General features: G+C 66.9%; 14 protein-coding genes, 2 tRNA genes and 1 pseudogene. 10 read left to right on the forward strand and 7 right to left on the reverse strand.

Going from position 1 to position 18,585, the window contains the following annotated elements:
* Positions 1-13: 13 nt before the first annotated feature.
* The 8 genes and pseudogenes from tig (at position 14) to AC1AZA_RS03615 (ending at position 8,165) form a co-directional block, all read left to right on the forward strand.
* A complete protein-coding gene (gene tig / locus AC1AZA_RS03580; RefSeq protein ID WP_476513369.1) occupies positions 14-1,402 on the forward strand; it encodes a trigger factor in 1,389 nt (462 codons plus the stop codon).
* Positions 1,403-1,744: 342 nt separating this feature from the next.
* The gene (locus tag AC1AZA_RS03585; RefSeq protein ID WP_476513496.1) at positions 1,745-2,323 is read left to right on the forward strand and encodes an ATP-dependent Clp protease proteolytic subunit; all 579 of its coding nucleotides are present in this window, start codon (positions 1,745-1,747) and stop codon (positions 2,321-2,323) included.
* A 25-nt stretch (positions 2,324-2,348) separates the two neighbouring features.
* A complete protein-coding gene (locus AC1AZA_RS03590; RefSeq protein WP_476513370.1) occupies positions 2,349-2,996 on the forward strand; it encodes an ATP-dependent Clp protease proteolytic subunit in 648 nt (215 codons plus the stop codon).
* 115 nt (positions 2,997-3,111) lie between these two features.
* Positions 3,112-4,452 (forward strand): ATP-dependent Clp protease ATP-binding subunit ClpX, encoded by a 1,341-nt coding sequence (gene clpX, locus AC1AZA_RS03595; RefSeq protein WP_476513371.1) that lies wholly within the window; start codon positions 3,112-3,114, stop codon positions 4,450-4,452.
* A 127-nt stretch (positions 4,453-4,579) separates the two neighbouring features.
* Positions 4,580-4,653, forward strand: a tRNA-Arg gene (locus tag AC1AZA_RS03600).
* A 71-nt stretch (positions 4,654-4,724) separates the two neighbouring features.
* Positions 4,725-4,798: transfer RNA gene (locus AC1AZA_RS03605), tRNA-Arg, on the forward strand.
* Between the two features lie 251 nt (positions 4,799-5,049).
* Positions 5,050-6,408: pseudogene (locus AC1AZA_RS03610) on the forward strand (Na+/H+ antiporter NhaA); the annotation flags it as partial.
* 1,028 nt (positions 6,409-7,436) lie between these two features.
* Complete coding sequence (locus AC1AZA_RS03615) at positions 7,437-8,165, forward strand: LOG family protein (RefSeq protein WP_476513497.1); 729 nt, start codon at positions 7,437-7,439, stop codon at positions 8,163-8,165.
* 56 nt (positions 8,166-8,221) lie between these two features.
* Here the strand turns inward: AC1AZA_RS03615 and AC1AZA_RS03620 are convergent, their stop codons facing one another.
* The 3 genes from AC1AZA_RS03620 to AC1AZA_RS03630 form a co-directional block, all read right to left on the reverse strand.
* Positions 8,222-8,893, reverse strand: a complete 672-nt coding sequence (locus AC1AZA_RS03620) for an O-methyltransferase (RefSeq protein ID WP_476513372.1) — start codon at positions 8,891-8,893, stop codon at positions 8,222-8,224.
* 44 nt (positions 8,894-8,937) lie between these two features.
* Positions 8,938-9,915: a succinate dehydrogenase/fumarate reductase iron-sulfur subunit gene (locus AC1AZA_RS03625; RefSeq protein ID WP_476513498.1), complete on the reverse strand. Its 978-nt coding sequence runs from the start codon at positions 9,913-9,915 to the stop codon at positions 8,938-8,940.
* Between the two features lie 246 nt (positions 9,916-10,161).
* Complete coding sequence (locus tag AC1AZA_RS03630; protein WP_476513373.1) at positions 10,162-12,177, reverse strand: FAD-binding protein; 2,016 nt, start codon at positions 12,175-12,177, stop codon at positions 10,162-10,164.
* Positions 12,178-12,260: 83 nt separating this feature from the next.
* Between AC1AZA_RS03630 and AC1AZA_RS03635 the strand changes: the two genes are divergently transcribed.
* Positions 12,261-12,629, forward strand: coding sequence for an MGMT family protein (locus AC1AZA_RS03635; protein WP_476513374.1), 369 nt, complete (start codon positions 12,261-12,263; stop codon positions 12,627-12,629).
* Here AC1AZA_RS03635 and AC1AZA_RS03640 read toward each other — a convergent pair.
* The 4 genes from AC1AZA_RS03640 to AC1AZA_RS03655 form a co-directional block, all read right to left on the reverse strand.
* Complete coding sequence (locus AC1AZA_RS03640; RefSeq protein WP_476513375.1) at positions 12,553-14,169, reverse strand: DNA-processing protein DprA; 1,617 nt, start codon at positions 14,167-14,169, stop codon at positions 12,553-12,555. The two genes, AC1AZA_RS03635 and AC1AZA_RS03640, sit on opposite strands and share 77 nt — an antisense overlap.
* A complete protein-coding gene (locus tag AC1AZA_RS03645) occupies positions 14,166-15,725 on the reverse strand; it encodes a YifB family Mg chelatase-like AAA ATPase (protein ID WP_476513376.1) in 1,560 nt (519 codons plus the stop codon). Before AC1AZA_RS03645 ends, AC1AZA_RS03640 begins: the two co-directional genes overlap by 4 nt.
* Positions 15,725-16,129 carry a YraN family protein gene (locus AC1AZA_RS03650; protein WP_476513499.1) on the reverse strand — a complete coding sequence of 135 codons (405 nt, stop codon included), beginning with the start codon at positions 16,127-16,129 and terminating at the stop codon, positions 15,725-15,727. The genes AC1AZA_RS03645 and AC1AZA_RS03650 overlap by 1 nt, the downstream gene beginning before the upstream one ends.
* 363 nt (positions 16,130-16,492) lie before the next feature.
* Positions 16,493-17,383, reverse strand: a complete 891-nt coding sequence (locus AC1AZA_RS03655) for a bifunctional hydroxymethylpyrimidine kinase/phosphomethylpyrimidine kinase (RefSeq protein WP_476513377.1) — start codon at positions 17,381-17,383, stop codon at positions 16,493-16,495.
* A 326-nt stretch (positions 17,384-17,709) separates the two neighbouring features.
* Here AC1AZA_RS03655 and pdxS point away from each other — a divergent pair, with 326 nt between their 5' ends.
* Complete coding sequence (gene pdxS / locus AC1AZA_RS03660; protein ID WP_476513378.1) at positions 17,710-18,585, forward strand: pyridoxal 5'-phosphate synthase lyase subunit PdxS; 876 nt, start codon at positions 17,710-17,712, stop codon at positions 18,583-18,585.

Consider the following 18,585-nt stretch of genomic DNA (forward strand, 5'->3'; position numbering starts at 1 on the left):
TTGGAGCGTAAGCGTGAAAATCAGCGTTCGTAACCTCGAGCCGACCAAGGTGAAGCTCACCATCACCGTCGATACGGAGGAGTTCGACCCGTACCTCGATGCCGCCCGCAAGGAGATCGGCAAGCAGGTCAACGTCCCCGGCTTCCGCAAGGGTCACGTGCCCGGCAAGATCATCGACCAGCGCATCGGCTTCGGCGCCGTCGCCGGCGAGGCAGTGAACTCCGCCGTCCCGGAGCTGTACTCCAAGGCCCTCGAGGAAAAGAAGATCCACCCGATGGCCCAGCCGGAGATCGACGTGCAGGAAGTGCCCGCCTCCGCCAAGGACGAGACCAAGCTCAAGTTCGTGGCCACCGTGGAGCGTCGCCCCGATGTCGAGCTCCCGGAGCTCAACGGCCTTGAGATCGAGGTCGCCAAGCCCTCCGTGTCCGATGAGGACGTGGACAAGCGCCTCGAGAACCTGCGCCAGCGCTTTGGCACTCTGGTCGGCGTGGACCGTCCGGCCGCCAAGGGCGACTTCGCCAACATCGACCTGACCGCCACCATCGACGGCGAGACCGTCGACTCTCAGGAGGGCGTGAGCTACGAGCTCGGCTCCGGCACCATGCTCGACGGCATCGACGAGGCTCTGGACGGCCTGTCCGCCGGCGAGGAGACCACCTTCGAGTCCACCCTGCAGGGCGGCGACCACGAGGGCGAGAAGGCCCAGGTCAAGGTGAAGGTCAACTCCGTGAAGGCCGAGGAGCTCCCGGAGCTCAACGACGACTTCGCCCAGGAAGCCTCCGAGTTCGATACGCTCGACGAGCTCAAGGCCGACGTGCGCAAGCAGTGCGAGGCCGATCTCGAGGCCCGTCAGGCCACCGACGCCCGCGACGCGTTCATCGCCCGCCTCGAGGAGGGCCTCGACATCCCGCTGCCGAAGGGCGTCAAGAAGGACATGGTCGAGCAGCAGCTCAAGAACGTGACCGCCGACCCGGCCAAGGCCACCGACGAGCAGAAGAAGGAAGCCGAGGAGACCGTCGAGAAGGAACTCCGCGACCAGATCGTGCTCGACGTCCTCGCCGAGAAGATGGACGTGAAGGTCTCCCAGAACGAGGTCTTCCAGTTCCTCGGTTCCATCGCCCAGCAGTACGGCATGGATCCGAACCGCTTCATCCAGGCCATCATCCAGAACGGCCAGATCGGCTCTGCCGTGCAGGAAGTCGGCCGCTCCAAGGGCATGGTCGCCGGCATGAAGGCCGTGACCTTCAAGGACACCGAAGGCAACGCCATCGACCTGTCCAAGTTCCTGGGCGAGGCCGCCGAGGAAGAGGAGGAGCAGTCCGTCGAGGCCGCTTCCGCCGCTGCCGCCGTGGCCGACGAGATCGCCAAGAAGGACGAGGAGAAGCCGGCCGACGCCGAGTGAACGTCCGTCCGAACGGTCGGCATGCCGTCTGAGCGGCTGATCTGATCGTTTCGATTCATCCGACCAGCGGGCCGGGATCCGAGCATTGTCCTCGGGTTCCGGCCCGTTGCCGTATGCGTCCGTCTGCGCGTCTGGGCTGGTGTCCGGCTCGGCGCCCATCGAAAGGTGTCCGAGGGTGAGCGAGCCATGTGCGAGGCTGGTCGTCCGGGCCGCGGACAGGGTTGCGCGCGGAGCCGAAAGACGGGCGCAGAGGGGGTGCGCGTCGGTTGGAACCGCTAGGATGGATGTGTTTATGCAATGTACGAAGGAGACAAGGTGAGCGATTTTGCAACCCTGCCCATGATGGCCGGCGAGGACGCGCCCGCAGGCCCCATGGATCCGATTTTCAACCGCCTTCTGAAGGACCGCATCATCTGGCTCGGCGAGGAAGTGGCCGACGCGATGGCCAACCGCATCTGCGCCCAGATGCTCATGCTCGCGGCCGAGGATCCGAAGAAGGACATCTGGCTGTACATCAACTCCCCGGGAGGTTCGATCACCGCCGGTATGGCCATCTACGACACCATGCAGCTCATCGAACCGGACGTGGCAACCGTGGGTCTCGGCATGTGCGCCTCCATGGGTCAGTTCCTGCTGAGCTCGGGCACCAAGGGCAAGCGTTTCCTCACCTCGCATGCCCGCGTGCTCATGCACCAGCCGTCCGGCGGCGTGGGCGGCACCACCACGGACGTGCGCATCAACGCCGAGCTCATCATGGACATGAAGCGCACCATGGCCGAGCTCACGGCCGAGCAGACCGGCCACACGGTGGAGGAGATCTACCGCGACAACGAATACGATCACTGGTACACCGCGCAGCAGGCGCTCGAGTACGGCTTCGTGGACAAGCTCGTCACCAACGCCGGGTCGATGAACGCCTGAACCGGGGAAGGGAACACAACACATCATGGCAAGTGAAGAAGCCCGTTTCGTAGCCCGCGCCCAGCGTCTGGCCGGTCCGCAGGCCCGCTATATCCTGCCTCAGTTCGAGGAGAAGACCCCGTACGGCTACAAGAGGCAGGACCCGTACACCCGTCTGTTCGAGGACCGCATCATCTTCATGGGTGTGCAGGTGGACGACACCTCCGCCGACGACATCATGGCCCAGCTGCTCGTGCTCGAGTCGCAGGATCCGAACCGTGACGTGATGATGTACATCAACTCGCCCGGCGGTTCCATGACCGCCATGACGGCCATCTACGACACCATGCAGTACATCAAGCCGGACGTGGCCACCGTATGCCTCGGTCAGGCCGCCTCCGCCGCCGCGATCCTGCTGGCCGCCGGCGCGCATGGCAAGCGCCTCATGCTGCCCAACGCCCGCGTGCTCATCCACCAGCCCGCCATGGGTCAGGACTTCGGCAAGGCCACGGAGATCGAGCTGCAGGCCAAGGAAATGATCCGCCTGCGCGAATGGCTCGAGAACACGCTCGCCAAGCACACCGGTCAGGATCCGGAAAAGATCCGCAAGGACATCGAGGTGGACACCATCCTCACGGCCCCGCAGGCCAAGGAATACGGCATTGTCGACGAGGTGCTCGAGCACCGCAAGTGACGGATGACCCACGCGTGCGGCCCGCCCTCCCAGCCATGCGGCGGGACGGCGGGCTGCATCGTACCGGGCCGGCGGACCGCAACGTCCGCAATCGTCCGCAAGGAGGGGAAACGCCATGGGGCGGGTGATCAGCTACAACGAGGATTCGCCGCGCTGCGAATTCTGCGGCAAGTCCGAGCGCGAGGTGCAGAAGCTCGTCACGGGGCCGAACTGCGCGATCTGCGACGAATGCATCGCGCTGTGCGTGCGGATCATCTCCGACGCGCGCGCCGAGGACGCCGGCCGCAACGCCATCGAGCTGCCCCGCCCGCATGAGATCTTCTCCTACCTCAACCGCTACATCGTCGGTCAGGAGGCCGCCAAGCGCACGCTCGCCGTGGCCGTGTACAACCATTACAAGCGCGTGAACATGGAACTCATGGACGCCTCGCAGCAGCTGGCGCGTCAGGTCGCCGCGGGACGGGCGGGCAAGCCGGGGGCCGGGCCCGCGGACCCTCTGGCGGACGTGGAAGTCGCCAAGTCAAACATCCTGCTCATGGGCCCGACCGGCGTGGGCAAGACGTATCTGGCGCAGACGCTTGCACGCGTGATGCACGTGCCGTTCGTCATCACCGACGCCACCACGCTCACCGAGGCCGGCTACGTGGGCGATGACGTGGAAACCGTGCTCCAGCGGCTCCTGCAGGCCGCGGACGGTGACGTGGACCGGGCGCGGCACGGCATCGTGTACATCGACGAGATCGACAAGATCGCACGCAAAAGCGGCGAAAACACGTCCATCACGCGGGATGTGTCCGGCGAGGGCGTGCAGCAGGCGCTGCTCAAGATTCTCGAGGGCACTGTCGCCTCGGTGCCGGTGGATGGCACGCGCAAGCACAAGGAGCAGGAGACCGTGCAGATCGACACGCGGGACATCCTGTTCATCTGCGGTGGCGCGTTCGTGGGCCTTTCGGATATCGTGGCCACGCGGCTCGGGCGTCACGAAAGCGGCTTCGGCGCCTCGTGGCGGGATCGCGAGGTGGACGACCATGAGCTGCTCGCTCAAGCCAATGCGGACGATCTGGCGGAATTCGGCCTGTTGCCCGAGTTCATCGGCCGCCTGCCCGTGATCAGCGTCCTGAAAGACCTCACCGCCGAAGATCTGACGGCCATTCTGACCGAGCCGTCCAACGCGCTGACCAAGCAGTACCGCAAGCTGTTCGCCGTCGACGGCGTGGACCTCAGCTTCACCGAAGGCGCGGTGAAGGCCATCGCGGACACGGCCATCACCCAAGGGACGGGCGCGCGCGGTCTGCGCTCCATCATCGAACGCACCCTCGAGAGCACCATGTTCCGTCTGCCGGACATGGACGGCGCGGCGCAGGTGATTGTGGACGAGGACGCCGTCGCCGGACGTAGTGAGCCGCGGATCGTCATGGCGGAAGGGGAAGACCGCGACCACCGCATGGTGGCCTGAGTGACAGGTTCAAAACGGCGGAATTCCGGGCGACATGCCGACGTTTGGACAAATCGGAATCGGGCGGTATCATATTCGAGTTGCCTGAAACGAGCACTTCAACCGGTGATTGTTTCGCGGACAACATGCGCCAGTAGCCCAGCGGATTAGAGCAGCTGACTACGGATCAGCAGGTCGCAGGTTCGAATCCTGTCTGGCGCACGTGAGGTTTCTCGGCTCGCGAGAGTCGGGATTCTTTCATGAAGGGAGCTATCTCCTTGAAACGGTAGCATGCGCCAGTAGCCCAGCGGATTAGAGCAGCTGACTACGGATCAGCAGGTCGCAGGTTCGAATCCTGTCTGGCGCACGTCAAGGGCCTTGCCTCCGAAATGGTGGCAAGGCCCTTTCCAATTTTGCGCAAGGCCCTGACACTGTCCCGCTGCTCGAGCTGACACCGTTGCCGCGCTCGCCCTTGTCTCCCCGAACTGCAACGTCGGCACCCCCGGCTCCGCTCCGGGCGGAACGTCCGTGAGGTTCCGTTAAAATCCCATTAGTGCATCCTTTGACGGTGCAGCCATCGGACGTGCGGGGAGTGGAGACGGAGCTATGAGCGGAGCAATGAATCGGGCGGGCGCGCAGAGGCGCGGATTCTGGACGACGGTGAAGCATGTCGCCGCGTCGGACCGCATCTCCGGCCTCATCATGCTCGGCTTCGCCTTCGCCGGCCTGATTCTTGCGAATCTGCCCGTCACCGCGGACCTGTTCGGCCACATCGCGGAGACGCACATCGGCATCCCATACACCAACATCGACCTGCCCATCGGCCACTGGGCGCAGGACGGTCTGCTCACCGCATTCTTCCTGGTGGTGGGGCTTGACTTGAAGCAGGAGCTCACCACCGGCTCGCTGTCCAACCCGAAGGCCGCGGCCGTGCCCATGCTGTGCGCGGTGGGCGGCATGCTCGTGCCCCCGGTGCTGTTCCTCGGCGTCACATGGCTGTACTCCGAATATGCGCCGCCGGGGCCCGGCTTACAGACCATCGCATCCGGGCAGGTGTTCGACTACGCCACCATCGCACAGGGATGGGCCGTGCCCACCGCCACGGACATCGCCTTCTCGCTGGCCGTGCTCGCCCTGTTCGCCAAGGCGCTGCCCGGTTCGATCCGCGCGTTCCTCATGACACTCGCCACCGTGGACGATCTGCTGGCCATCATCCTCATCGCCGTATTCTTCTCCTCGCTGAGCCACTGGTACTGGTTCATCGGCATCGCCGCCTGCGCGGTCGCATGGGCGTGGCTGGTCCGCCTGCGGCGCGTGCCGTGGATCGTCGCCGGACTGGTGGGCATCCTCGCATGGGTGATGATGTTCGAGGCGGGCGTGCACCCCACGCTGGCCGGTGTGCTCGTGGGCCTGCTCACCCCCTCGCGCGAAATGTTCGGCGAGAAGGAGCCGCGCGCCGAACGCTACCACGACAAGCTCCAGCCGCTGTCCGCGCTCATCGCCCTGCCGATCTTCGCCCTGTTCGCCACCGGTGTGCGCTTCAGCGAACTGACGCCCGCGCTCATGCTCTCGCCGGTCGTGGTCGGCATCACCGTGGCATTGGTGATCGGCAAGCCCACCGGTGTGATGCTGATCGCATGGCTGTCCACGCACGTGATGCGGCTCAAGCTCGCCAAGGGGCTCAGGGTGCGCGATCTGTTGCCCGCCGCCTGCGCGTGCGGCATCGGCTTCACGGTCTCCTTCCTCATCGCCTCGCTGGCCTATGCGGATACAGAACTCTCCGCGGAAAGCCGGTTCGGCGTGCTCGTGGCCTCCCTGCTGGCCGCAGCGGTGTCCGGCATACTGCTGAGCCGCCAGTCCAAGCGGTTCGAGGCCGCCGCAGCCGCCGCCCGTGCCGTGCCGCCGTCCGCCGAGGAAGCCGAGCTGGAGTCCGGCGAACACGAGGGACACCTCGCCGACGGCACGATCACCATGAGCATGCCCGCGTTCACCCCCGAATTCATCAAGAAGTTCCACGCCAGCCATCCCAAGACGGCACGTGGTGACGCCGCCGACGGCGATTCCCCGGCGAACGCGGCGAACGGCGAACGGACCGGGAACGGCAAACCGAAGCGTTCCGTGCGCGGCAGCGGGCATTTCGATCGGCATGACCGTGACGGACGTTCCGTAGGCAAGGACGGTCATTCCTCGCGCAGGATCTGGCGCCGTCGCAAGCGCTGAGGCGCGGGACTGACCTTCGTCGTTGCATTCGGTGCCGGCCCGCGTCCGTCGCACAGGTTTCCGCGCGTGCCATTTCCCTTGGCCGCGTCGATTCATCTCGATGCGCTTGCGCTTGGTGCTGTATCGGGCCACCGTCGGCATCGGGCGTTCGGCATCATGGATCTCGGCATTCCGGTCTGCATCCCATTCGTAAGCCGCACCGTCCGTTTCGCACGATCGGTCCAACCTGTGCCTCCGTTTTCGCAGCTTGGACCGATCGTGCGGGAAAACGGCCGTTTCGGGGCTCTTTTTTCGTACGATCGGTCCAATCTGCAATTTCGGGGGCACAGGTTGGACCGATCATGCGATACCGGCAGCCATACCGCGGTATTGCGTGGCTATAATCGGACAAAGTCGAACAATGAACCCAAGGAGTGGGGAGCATGGCCAAGAAGGACGGCAAGAAGGATAAGCGGAAGGACGGCCGGGACGTGATGGCGTCCGTGAACAACAAGCTGGAGGAGCTGGCGCATCCGCTGGTGAACCCGGACCGGGGGAGCGAGGCGGCATCCGCGGACGGCGAAGCGAAGTCCGGCAAGGGGACGAAGAGCGCGAAACATACGGAGCACTCCGCAAAAGCCTCACAGCCGACGCCGCTCGCCGCCGAACAGGCCGGCATCCCGGTCGACAACGCTCCGGCCGACGCCGTCGCAGCCGTGGCCGACGACGTGACGGCAACCGACACGGATCAGACCGCCGCCGCACAGGAGCGGACGGCGGCATCGGAGCCCCAGCCGAAGTCCCCGCTGGGAGACGCCTACTACCGCGGACCGGTCATGCTGCGCGGGTCGATGGTCCCCAAGGACAACACCACCGGCAACCTGCTGGCCACCAACCAGTCCACCGACTGGCTGCACATGGACCCGTGGCGCGTGCTGCGCATCCAGTCCGAATTCGTGGACGGCTTCGGCGCGCTCGCGGAGCTTGGACCGGCCGTAAGCGTGTTCGGCTCCGCCCGTACCCCGCGCACCGATCCCGCCTACAAAGCTGCGCGGCACATGGGCAAGCGCATCGCCAAGGCCGGCGTGGCGGTGATCACCGGCGGCGGTCCGGGCATCATGGAAGCGGTCAATAGGGGAGCGGCGCTCGCCGGCGGCAAGTCCGTGGGACTTGGCATCGAGCTGCCGCACGAACAGGGGCTCAACGCGTGGGTGAATCTGGGCATGACGTTCCGCTACTTCTTCGTGCGCAAGACCATGTTCCTCAAGTATTCGTCCGGTGTGATCATCTGCCCCGGCGGTTTCGGCACGCTCGACGAAATGTTCGAGGTGCTCACCATGGTCCAGACCCACAAGGTGGCTACCATGCCCGTGGTGCTCTACGATTCCGAGTACTGGAAGGGCCTGTTCGCGTGGCTGTCCACCACCGTGCGCGAGCATGGCATGATCTCCGAGCTCGACCCGAACCTCGTGGTCATCACCGACGATCCCGACGAGGCGGTGGACGTGGCCCTGAGCGCCATCAAGCAGAACTGACGGCAACCGGTCGGATCGGGTCTGTCTGCCGGCTCGCGGCAGGAGTCCCGATCCGATCAGCGCTTGACGCTGATCGTCAGTCCGCTGCCTACGGGCACCACGGTCGTGTCGAACTCCTCGTCGGCCATGATGGTGTCCAGCAGGGCGCGCAGCGTGACGGCCTTGCCGCTGCGGTCGGCCGGGTTGAGCAGCCCGCCGTTCGCGTCCGGACCGGCGAAGGCGAACGCATCGGTGAACGCCAGCGAACCGCCCGTGCGCAGCAGCCGAACGGCCTGCCGGTAGGCGGGTTCGTAGTTGTCCGCATCGCCCGCCACCACGATCAGGTCGTAGTCGGAGGCGTTGAGCCGCGGCAGGAACTGGCTGGCCGCCACGTTGACCACGCGCAGGGTCGTGCCGGTCTCGTTGTCCAGCTGAGCGAACATGTGCCGGATGAGCGTGGCGCCCTCGGGGGAGGAGTCGACCGCCGTGAGCTGGCCGCTTCCGTTGAGTCCCATGACCAACTGGTAGGTTTCCACAGCGCTGCACGTGCCGACGACGATGACCGATCGTGCGCCGGTCAGCTGCACGAGCATGCGCAGAAAATCGGCCTGCGACGCGGAGCCCTGCCCGAATCCCGCTTCCTCGGCGCCGAGCCGCAATGCATGCAGCCGGTCGGACTGGCGGGCGAACGCCGCGTCCTCGGCGAATTCCCATGCCTTGGCCAGATTGGTGTACGAAGTCTTGTTCATAGCCCCTACAATACCGGTTCGATATACGCGGATTTGCACCCGTGTCAGCGTTCGCGCACCTTCGCGATGATCTGCCACATCTCCTCGCCCACGTCGATGCCGCGCGGGCACTGACGGCCGCACGCACGCACTGACTGGCATGCCGCCACGCCGTCCGCCGTGTCGATTTGCTCCATACGTGCCATGGCCCTGCCGTCGCGCGAATCGTTGACGAACCGGGAGGCCGCAATGAGCGCCGCCGGTCCGATGAATGCGTCGCCGCCGGCGAACACCGGGCAGGAGCCTTCGCACACGCCGCAGGCGATGCAGTTGGTGAGCGTCTCGTACTTGGCGAGCTCGGCCGGGCTCTGCAGGTATTCGAACACGTTGACCTTGCCGTCCGCAGTGGTCTTGAGCTCGCCCTTGGCCTCCAGATACGGCTTGAGCTTGCGGATCTGGTTCAGCATGGGGTCGATGTCCGCAATGAGGTCGCGCTGCACAGGGAATCCCGGCAGGGGGGACAGTTCGATCACCCCGCCGCGGAAGTCGTCTGTGCCGGCCCCGGCTGCTGCCGTGCCGGTTGCATCCGCTGCGGTGTCTGCGTCCGCATTCGACGTTCCTGTGCGGCGGAACCCCTCGGCTTCGTCGGTGCCGGCGCGTTCCCCCTCGCCGGGCAGCCCGGCGGCTTCCGGCTTGGCCCAGGTGCGCACGGAGGCCGTGCACAGCAACGTGGGCGTGCCGTTGATCGCCACCGCGTCCGATCCGCACATGCCGTGACCGCACGAGTAACGGAAGGCGAGCGTTGGATCGACCGTGCGCTTGACGGCCAGCAGGCAGTCGAGCACCGTGTCCTCCGGGCGGACGGTGAGCGTGTAGTCCTGGGTCCACTGCTTGCCGCGCGGGCGGCGACGTGCGCCGGAATCCCCGAACGGAGAGGACTTGCGGGCGAACGGGTTCGAGCCGTGACGGCGTTCGCGTTCGGCGCGTGGGGTGAAGCGATGCACGCGCAGGGTCACGCTGACCATGTCGTCTCTCTTGCCCATCACGCTGCTCCTTGCTGTCTCGCCTGTCGTGTCGGCCCGTCCAATGCCTTGACCGGGTGCGTTTACCGGGTATCCAGTGTGCCACAAGCCACCGTCTTTACCGTGCGGGGTGGCGGCGGGGCGGCTTGCGGCATGGTGGGCGAACCGAGGTGAGTCTCATCACCCTTCCGCCCGGTCTGCCGAAGTCATGGCGTGCCGCGGCGGTTCGTTGGTGACCGTCGGCGGACCATGCGCGGATGCCGTCCGTCAGTAGGTGCGGGCCTTGGGCGGATAGTCGACGATGTGCACCGGCTGCCAGGCGATCTCCTCGCGGCGGTCGTCCGAAACGTCCTCGGGCGGGACCGCCGCGCCGCGCAGTCCGACCATGGAATGCGCGAGGAACCGATCATCGTCGCGCTCGGGGTAATCCAGCCGGCACAGCGAGCCGCGCGATTCCTTGCGCGCATCGGACGCCCCGAGCACCGCCGACGCAAGGGCGAGCAGATGCCGCGCCTCCCAGATGGCGGTCACCTCCTGATTGAATGCGGGCGTATCGCTATGGGCGTGCAGGGCCGCGGCGCGGGGTTCGAGTTCGTCGCGCAGCGTCGTCAGCGCGTCGGCGATCGTCTCGGCGCTGCAGCGTACGGCGACCGCGCGTTCCATCGTCGCGCCCAAGTCGGCGAGCAGACGGTACGGATTGTCGTCGGCGGGCCGATCGCCGCGCTCCGCGGTCTCGAAGGGTTCCGCAGCTGCATCTGCGCCCGTGTCGGCATCCTGATCGGTGCCATTGCTCCCGGCGAGCAGCGCCTTGAGCTCGGATTCCCGCGCCTCGGCGGCCTCGTCCACGCAGCCGGTTTCGGGATCGTCGGCCAGCGGGTCGCCACCTTCGATCTCCGCCTGCGCCACGGGGGATTCGGCCACGCGCGCGGCGATGGCCTCGCCGGCCCGGGTGCCGAACAGACAGGCGTCAAGCAGCGAGTTGCCGCCCAGACGGTTCGCGCCGTGCACGCTCACGCACGAGCATTCGCCCGCCGCATACAGGCCCTCCACCGTCTGGCGATGCGGCTTGGCTCCGTCGGTTCCTTCGGCACCGGAAACACCGGATCCGGGCGTCCAACGGTAGACTTCGCCGTCCGTGGTGACGGGAATGCCGCCCATGGTGTAATGCGCGGTGGGCTTGACCGGCACGTACTGCGTGGCCGGGTCGATGTTCGCATACTCGCGGATCGTCTCCGTTACCTGCGGCAGCACCGCCTCCATATGGTCCCTGTCGATGCCGGTCATGTCCAGCCACACGCAGTCCTTAGGGCCGTCCGGATCCTTCGGATCGGCCACGCCACGGCCGGCATCCACCTCGGCCATGATCGAGCGGCTCACCACGTCTCGCGCTGCCAGATCGGCGTGCCCCGGCGCGTAGCGGGCCATGAACGCCTCGCCGTCCGCGTTCCTGAGCACGCCGCCCTCCGCGCGGGCCGCCTCGGACAGCAGAATGCCGGTATGCGCGAGCCCGGTGGGGTGGAACTGCACGAATTCCACATCCTCGAGCTGCAATCCCGCGGCCAAGGCCAGCGCCATGCCGTCGCCGGTGAGGTCCCACGAGTTCGACGTCGTGCGGAACAGACGGCCCGCCCCTCCTGTGGCGAGCATGACGTTGCGTGCGTGTACCGCATGCATCTGCCCGGTGTGCGTGTCGTAGGCCACCACGCCGAGCGCGCGTGACCCGTCGGCATTGAGCGTCAGATCGGTCACATACCATTCCTCGGCGAATTCGGCGCCCTGCGCCACGCACTGCTGCCACAGGCTGTGCAGGATCTGATGGCCCACACGGTCCGCCGCATAGGCCGCACGGCGTACCGGCTCGCCGCCGAAATCCGCCGTATGCCCGCCGAAGCGGCGCTGCGCGATGTGCCCGTCCTCGGTGCGGGAGAACGCCACGCCGTCATGCTCGAGGCGGATCACCGTGGCAGGCGCCTCGCGGGCGAGTAATGCGGCCGCATCCTGATCGACCAGCCAGTCGCCGCCCTTGACGGTGTCGAAGTAGTGCCAGTGCCAGTCGTCATGGTCGATGTTGCCAAGGCTCGCCGCGATGCCGCCCTCCGCGGACCCGGTGTGCGAGCGCAGCGGCTGGAGCTTCGAGATCACGAGGATCCTCGGTTCCAGCCCGGCATCCTTCAGAGCGCGGATCGGCTCGGAGCGCAACAGGCCCAGTACCGCGGACAGGCCGGCCGCTCCGGCGCCCACGATCACGGCGTCATACATATCTTCCAACTGCTTCGGACTCATACCGTAGATTCTCGGAACACGCCCGGACGAGGTGGATTCCGACGATGGCGAGCAGCCAGATGCCGCAGCCGCATAATGGAGCCATGACATCATGCGCGAATCCCTCCTCCCGTGAACCCCAGTCCTTTGCCGAACGTGTGTACTGCGTGGTGCGTCGCATCCCGGCCGGCTCGGTGGCCACGTACGGGCAGGTGGCGGCTCTGGCCGGTGCACCCCGGTCCGCCAGGTTCGTGGGATTCGCCCTGCACGCCAATCCCGAACCGGGTGTGATCCCGTGCCATCGGGTGGTGTTCCGCGACGGCTCGCTCGCCCCGGGATTCGCGTTCGGCGGACCGGAACGCCAACGTGCCCTGCTCGAGGCGGAGGGAGTGCGATTCATGCCCGGTTCGGGGACCGCGGCCGGGGCGGACGGCTGGCGGGTGGATCTGGACGCGTGCCAGTGGCGGGCTTGAACGCGCCCGTGGCATCCCGTTCCACCAGTCCGAGCAGTTCGAGGGCACCCAGCTGCCCCGCCACCCATGCCGGCCCGCAATCGCGCCTGTCCGGATTGGCGTCGCGCACGGCCGCGCCGATCGCGTCCTCCCCGGCACGGATGGCCCGTCGCCGACAGGAACGGATGGCGGCGAGTACGAGACGTTGATCGTCGTTCGGTTCGGGGGCCGGGGCCTTCGGACGGTCGTCCGGCGCGAGGGTGGATGGCGGCTGACGGCGTCCCAGACGGCGTTTCATCGACCTGATGTTCGCTGCCGGGACCACTTCCGTTCCCGGCAATGTCGGCTGGCCGGACTGATCAATCCGGTCGGGTGCCCCGGGCTGATCGTTGCCGCCGGTGTGTGGCGTCCCCGTCGCAGGAGTCCCGGAGGGTTCCTCGCGTGGCTCGCGCGGCTGATGGTCCCCATGGCACAGTTCGGTCACGTCCTCGCAATCCACCAGAATGACGGCCCGATTGCCGTGGATGAGCAGGTTGCACCCGGCGTGCGAGGGCTGCGTGATCTCGCCGGGAGCGGCATACACCTCGCGGTTGAGATCCGCGGCCCATGTGGCCGTATTGAGCGCCCCGGAGCGGATCCGCGCCTGCGCCACCACCACAACGCGCGCCAGAGCGGCGATGATCCGGTTGCGCAACAGGAACCGCCGTGCCTCCGGAACGGTGCCCGGGCTCATTTCGCTCACCAGCGCGCCCGAAGCGTCCAGCATGCGTTGGAACATCTCATGGTTGCGTTGAGGGCCAATGTGATCGAGCCCTCCCGCGAAGACCGCCACCGTGCGGCCGGCCCGCCCCGGGTAGCGGTCCGCCGCTGCGATGGCTCCCCAATGCGCCGCGGCATCCACGCCGTACGCTCCGCCGGACACGATGAGATGGCCTCTCAGCGCCGCGTGCGAGGCCACGCCGTGCGCCACCGTGCGCCCGTAGTCGTTGGCGCCGCGTGAACCGACCACCGCGATCGGCGCCTCGCAGCTCGTCAGTGCCGCGGGATCGCCCTGCCCCCACAGGCACAACGGTGCGGCCCAGTCGATCTTGTCCGAAAGGTCGTTCAGCTGTTCCGGCCAGCACGGGTGGCCGGGTGCAATCACCCACATCGATCTGTCGCGGGTGAACAGCGCGGCGAGCTCGTCCAGTTCGAGGGACGGCAATTCTCTCAGCCGCCGCGTCCACCGGTCTACGGCTGCATGGAAGCGCTCCATGTCCTGCGGTACGGTCCGGCGTCCCCAACGCGCGGCCCCGGCCAGGAACATTCCCTCGAGCTCTCCGCCGGCTCCGTGAGCGGTTGCATCGCCTCCGCCCGCCGCGCTGCGGTCCGCGAGGGCGTCCACCAGCGTCATCGAGTCCTTCGCGCCTTGGTGCGCGGCATACATCAGCGGGTCGGGACCGTCCATGCAGTGCGCGAGCACCGCGCGGGCCAGCGTTTCGGCGTCCATGCGCATCTCGGCCGGTGCCGTTTGCGTGCGGGCCGTGGCAGCCACGCGTTCCGGATTGGGATGCTCGTTCATTGCAGTCTCGTTCTCAGTTGGATGCCGGTGTCCACGTCCGATTCGCTCGGGCTCGTCTGCCCGTTGAGATCGGCGATCGTCCACGCCAGACGCAGCGCACGGTCCGCGCCCCTCAGACTCAGCGTCTGACGGTCGAGCGCCTGATTCACCTTTTCGGTGGCCTTGGCGGACGTGTTGCGTCGCAGCCACTGTCCGCTCGCTTCCGCATTCGACGACCATCCCTGCGAGGCGAACCGTTCGCGGGCCGTCGCGCGCGCCTGAGTCACCCGGTGGCGGATGTCCGCGCTCGACTCGCGCGTCTCGCCGGCATCCGCGGTGAGCGTGGAGACCGCAGGTACATCGATCTGAATGTCAATGCGGTCCAGGATTGGTCCGGACAGGCGATTCCAGTAGCGGGAGCGTTCCCGTTCGGTGCATTTGCATTGCGACCCATTGCCGGATTGGGCGAAACCGCATGGGCACGGATTCGCGGCCATGACCAGCAGGAACCGGGCCGGGTAGTAGGCGGTGCCCTTGATGCGCGAAACGGCCACGTACCCGGTTTCCAGCGGTTCGCGCAGCGCCTGCAGGGTGCGCGGCTGGAATTCGGGGGCCTCGTCCATGAACAGCACGCCACGGTGCGCACGGGTGATGGCGCCCGGCCTCGCCATGCCGCTGCCCCCGCCGATCAGCGACGCCGTGGTGGCGGTATGGTGCGGAGATTCGAACGGCGGCACGTCACGGATGCCATACAGGGGCAGGGTGCCGCACAAGGAGCGTATGGAGGCGACCTCCAGCTGCTCCTGCTCGCCCAGCGGCGGCATGATGCTCGGCAGCCTCGTGGCCAGCATGGTCTTGCCCGATCCGGGTGGCCCGACCATCACCATGTGGTGGTTGCCGGCCGCAGCCACCTCCAGCGCCCATTTCGCGTTCGACTGGCCCACCACCTGGGCCATGTCCAGAGCCGTGGGATCCTCCGTGTCTCCATGCGCGTCGAGATGCGGGTTGATCTCGGGGTCGATGACGCGTTGCGGCAGCCGGTCGACGTCCAGACGGTAGCGGGGCTTGCCGCCCATGTGCTCGATGAGCTCGCCCAGATGCCGTATCCCCACGGTTTCCACGTCACCGATCAGTGTGGCCTCGTCGAGGTTCGCGTACGGGACGAACGCGCGGGTGAATCCGCGCTCGCGGGCGGCGAGCAGCATGGGAAGAATGCCGTTGATCGGCAGCACGGTGCCGTCCAGATTGAGCTCGCCCAGCACCAGCGTGTGCTCCAGACAGTCGTGAGGAATCATCTTGCCCGCCGCAAGCACGCTGGCTGCGATGGCAAGGTCGTGCGAGGACCCGTGCTTGGGTACCGACGCGGGGGAGAGGTTCACCGTCACGCGGGTGTCCGGCCATTTGAATCCGCATGCCATGCATGCCGACTTGACCCGTTCGCGCGCCTCGCTTAAGGAGGCATCCGGCAGCCCGATGATGGAGAAGCATGGCAGTCCGGAGCTGATGTAGGCCTGCATCTGGATGGCGAAGGCCTGCAGGCCGAGCAGGCCTATGGAGATCGCGGTGCCGATGGCCATCAGAACGCTCCCGGAACGAGGGTGGTTTGCGGGCCGGACGGCGTGACCCGGATGGCCACCACGTCGAAGCGCGTGCCGCGGTGAGGCACGTAATGGCTGTCGTCCAGGAGCCATTCCATGGCGGCGCGACGCAGATTGGCCTGCTTGCGCCGGTCCACCGCCTCCTGCGGGGAACCCTGCATGGACGAGCGGCGTGTCTTGACCTCCACGAAGACGATCTCGCCGTGCACGTCGAGGGCGACGATGTCCAGCTCGCCGTAGCGCGACCGCCAGTTGCGGTCGAGGATGCGCCACCCCTGTTCTTCAAGCCACAGGGCGGCATAGCGCTCGCCGGCGTCTCCGAGCTGTCTGGGAGAGAGCCGCCCTCGGACAAGATCGAGCGCGGCGGTGTCAAGAGGCGTGATGTCGAAGGCGACGGTCCCCTCGTGCGGTTCGCCGGATTCGTGCGGTTCGCGGGCAGTGCAGGGGAAAGCGTGCGGTGCGGACCCGTCCTGCGCGGCGGACCGGTCGGACGGGAGGAAGGGATGGATGGTGCTGACATGCGTTGCGGTGTTCATGCCTCCAGTGGACCATCCGTGCGTCTGCCTGCGCAATCCGAACCGGGGTATGTGCACGGACGTGCCCCCCGGTCTGGGCATTTCCGGCGTGTCGAGGGCCGCATTGTGGATGCGACGGTGGATGGCATGGCCGGTGGTGGATGGGCGGCCCGTCGGTGCGCGGATGTGCCCGAACCGCGTGAATCCACGCCCTTTGTGGAACTGTTGCCGCTACCCCAGTACGGCTCGGGTGAGTTCGCCCAGACTCAGCTCGAAGCTCACGCCGCGCAGCTCGTGGCCCGGCTGGTCGGGCGTATGCTCCATGGCGGAACGCACGAATTCGCCGGCAACGAGCGCCGACTGCGCGAGCCCGAGTCCCGCCATCACGCCACCGCATAGCGCCGAGGCGAACACATCCCCGGTGCCGGGCGCCATGAACGGCAGTTTGCGGTGTGCGATCTGCGTGCGTCGCAGCGCCCCTGCGGCGGTCCGGTCGGCCACGTAGTTGCGGATCATGCCGTCACCGCGGTCGATGCCCTTGAGCACCACATGGCGCGGACCGAGTGCCAGCAGCGCCTCCAGCCAGTCGTCCACCTGCTCGTCGTCCAGACGCGGCCCCGGCCAGTCGCGTCCCGTGAGGATCGCCGCCTCGGTGAGATTCGGCATGAGCACGTCCGCTCCCGCGGCCAGCCGGCCCATCGCGCGGCACATGTCCGGCGTATAGGTGGGGTAGATCGAGCCTTCGTCGCCCATCACCGGGTCGACGAGTCGCAGGGCCCGGGGGTGGTCCCGGTACAGGCGCTCGATGACGGCCACCTGCGCGGCGTTGCCCAGAAAGCCGGAGTAGACGGCGTCCAGCTCCACGCCTTCGCGCTGCCAGGCGTCCAAGTAGCCGTCGAGCATGGCGGTGGTGTCGTGAAACGTGTAGACCGGGAACAGGGTGTGTGCGGAGAACAGGGCCGTGGGCACCGGGCAGGCGTTGCACCCGCAGGCCGACAGGATCGCGATCGCTGCGGTCAGCGAACAGGTGCCGTAGCCGCACATGTCATGCACGGCGGCCACGCGCGGAATGTAGCGCGGGTCCCTGGAAAACAGCGTCACGTCCTCTTGCAAACGGCTCATACGCCACGACTCTAGCGACACGCCGGACCAATCTGGCCGGTTCGGTCACCAAATCTTCACAATTTTCCATGGCTTGCAAGACTGCCGCCATCCACTTTCAGAATCGATGCAGTGGAATGGCGACATCGCGCAAACCGAAAACCGATCGGAACCGACGCTTGCGATTTGCCCGGCGGCCGTGACGCCGTTTCCATGCCGTTCCCGTCCGCCGCGCCACGGCCCGCAGCGCAATGCGGAACCGGCCGTCCCCACCCGCCGTGCGAGCCCGTAGCATATGCACTGATCAACACTGCCGCATGGCGAACCGCAAAGCGAAGGGAACAACAATGGCGGAGAACAGGGCGGAACTCAACAGGAATCTGGCGCAGATGCTCAAGGGCGGCGTCATCATGGACGTCACCACCCCCGAGCAGGCACGCGTGGCCGAGGATGCCGGCGCCTGCGCGGTCATGGCGCTCGAACGCATCCCGGCGGACATCCGTGCGGCCGGCGGCGTCTCGCGTATGAGCGACCCTGCCATGATCCGCGGCATCCAGGAGGCCGTCTCCATCCCCGTCATGGCCAAGGTGCGCATCGGGCACATCGCTGAGGCGCGCATCCTGCAGGCCATCGACATCGACTACATCGACGAATCCGAGGTGCTCTCCCCGGCGGACGACGTGTACCACATCGACAAGAACCAGTTCGACGTGCCGTTCGTCTGCGGCGCCAAGAACCTCGGCGAGGCCCTGCGCCGCATCGCGGAGGGCGCGGCCATGATCCGCACCAAGGGCGAGCCCGGCACCGGCGACGTGATCCAGGCCGTGCGTCACATGCGCACCATGAACAAGCAGATCCGCGAACTGCAGGCCCTGCGCGACGACGAGGTGTACGAGGCGGCCAAGCAGCTCGCCGTACCCTACGACCTCGCCCTTTACGTGCATAGCAACGGCCGCCTGCCCGTGGTGAACTTCGCCGCTGGCGGCGTGGCTACCCCGGCCGACGCGGCACTCATGATGGAGCTCGGCGCCGAGGGCGTGTTCGTGGGCTCCGGCATCTTCAAGTCCGGCGACCCGGCCAAGCGCGCCGCCGCGATCGTGCAGGCCACCGCCAACTGGCGTGACGCCGACCTGCTCGCCAAGCTGTCCGCCAACCTCGGCGAGGCGATGGTCGGCATCAACGAGGACGAGATCCAGACCATCATGGCCGCCCGCGGGGAGTGA

The sequence above is a fragment of the Bifidobacterium sp. LH_389 genome, from assembly GCF_056357235.1.

What these genes read in the sequence shown, in the direction of transcription:
- AC1AZA_RS03585 (WP_476513496.1), top strand. Translation starts at nt 1,745, where the DNA reads ATGGCCGGCGAGGACGCGCCCGCAGGCCCCATGGATCCGATTTTCAAC.
- AC1AZA_RS03590 (WP_476513370.1), top strand. Translation starts at nt 2,349, where the DNA reads ATGGCAAGTGAAGAAGCCCGTTTCGTAGCCCGCGCCCAGCGTCTGGCC.
- clpX (WP_476513371.1), top strand. Translation starts at nt 3,112, where the DNA reads ATGGGGCGGGTGATCAGCTACAACGAGGATTCGCCGCGCTGCGAATTC.
- AC1AZA_RS03620 (WP_476513372.1), bottom strand. Translation starts at nt 8,893, where the DNA reads ATGAACAAGACTTCGTACACCAATCTGGCCAAGGCATGGGAATTCGCC.
- AC1AZA_RS03625 (WP_476513498.1), bottom strand. Translation starts at nt 9,915, where the DNA reads ATGGGCAAGAGAGACGACATGGTCAGCGTGACCCTGCGCGTGCATCGC.
- AC1AZA_RS03630 (WP_476513373.1), bottom strand. Translation starts at nt 12,177, where the DNA reads ATGAGTCCGAAGCAGTTGGAAGATATGTATGACGCCGTGATCGTGGGC.
- AC1AZA_RS03635 (WP_476513374.1), top strand. Translation starts at nt 12,261, where the DNA reads ATGACATCATGCGCGAATCCCTCCTCCCGTGAACCCCAGTCCTTTGCC.
- AC1AZA_RS03640 (WP_476513375.1), bottom strand. Translation starts at nt 14,169, where the DNA reads ATGAACGAGCATCCCAATCCGGAACGCGTGGCTGCCACGGCCCGCACG.
- AC1AZA_RS03645 (WP_476513376.1), bottom strand. Translation starts at nt 15,725, where the DNA reads ATGGCCATCGGCACCGCGATCTCCATAGGCCTGCTCGGCCTGCAGGCC.
- AC1AZA_RS03655 (WP_476513377.1), bottom strand. Translation starts at nt 17,383, where the DNA reads ATGAGCCGTTTGCAAGAGGACGTGACGCTGTTTTCCAGGGACCCGCGC.
- pdxS (WP_476513378.1), top strand. Translation starts at nt 17,710, where the DNA reads ATGGCGGAGAACAGGGCGGAACTCAACAGGAATCTGGCGCAGATGCTC.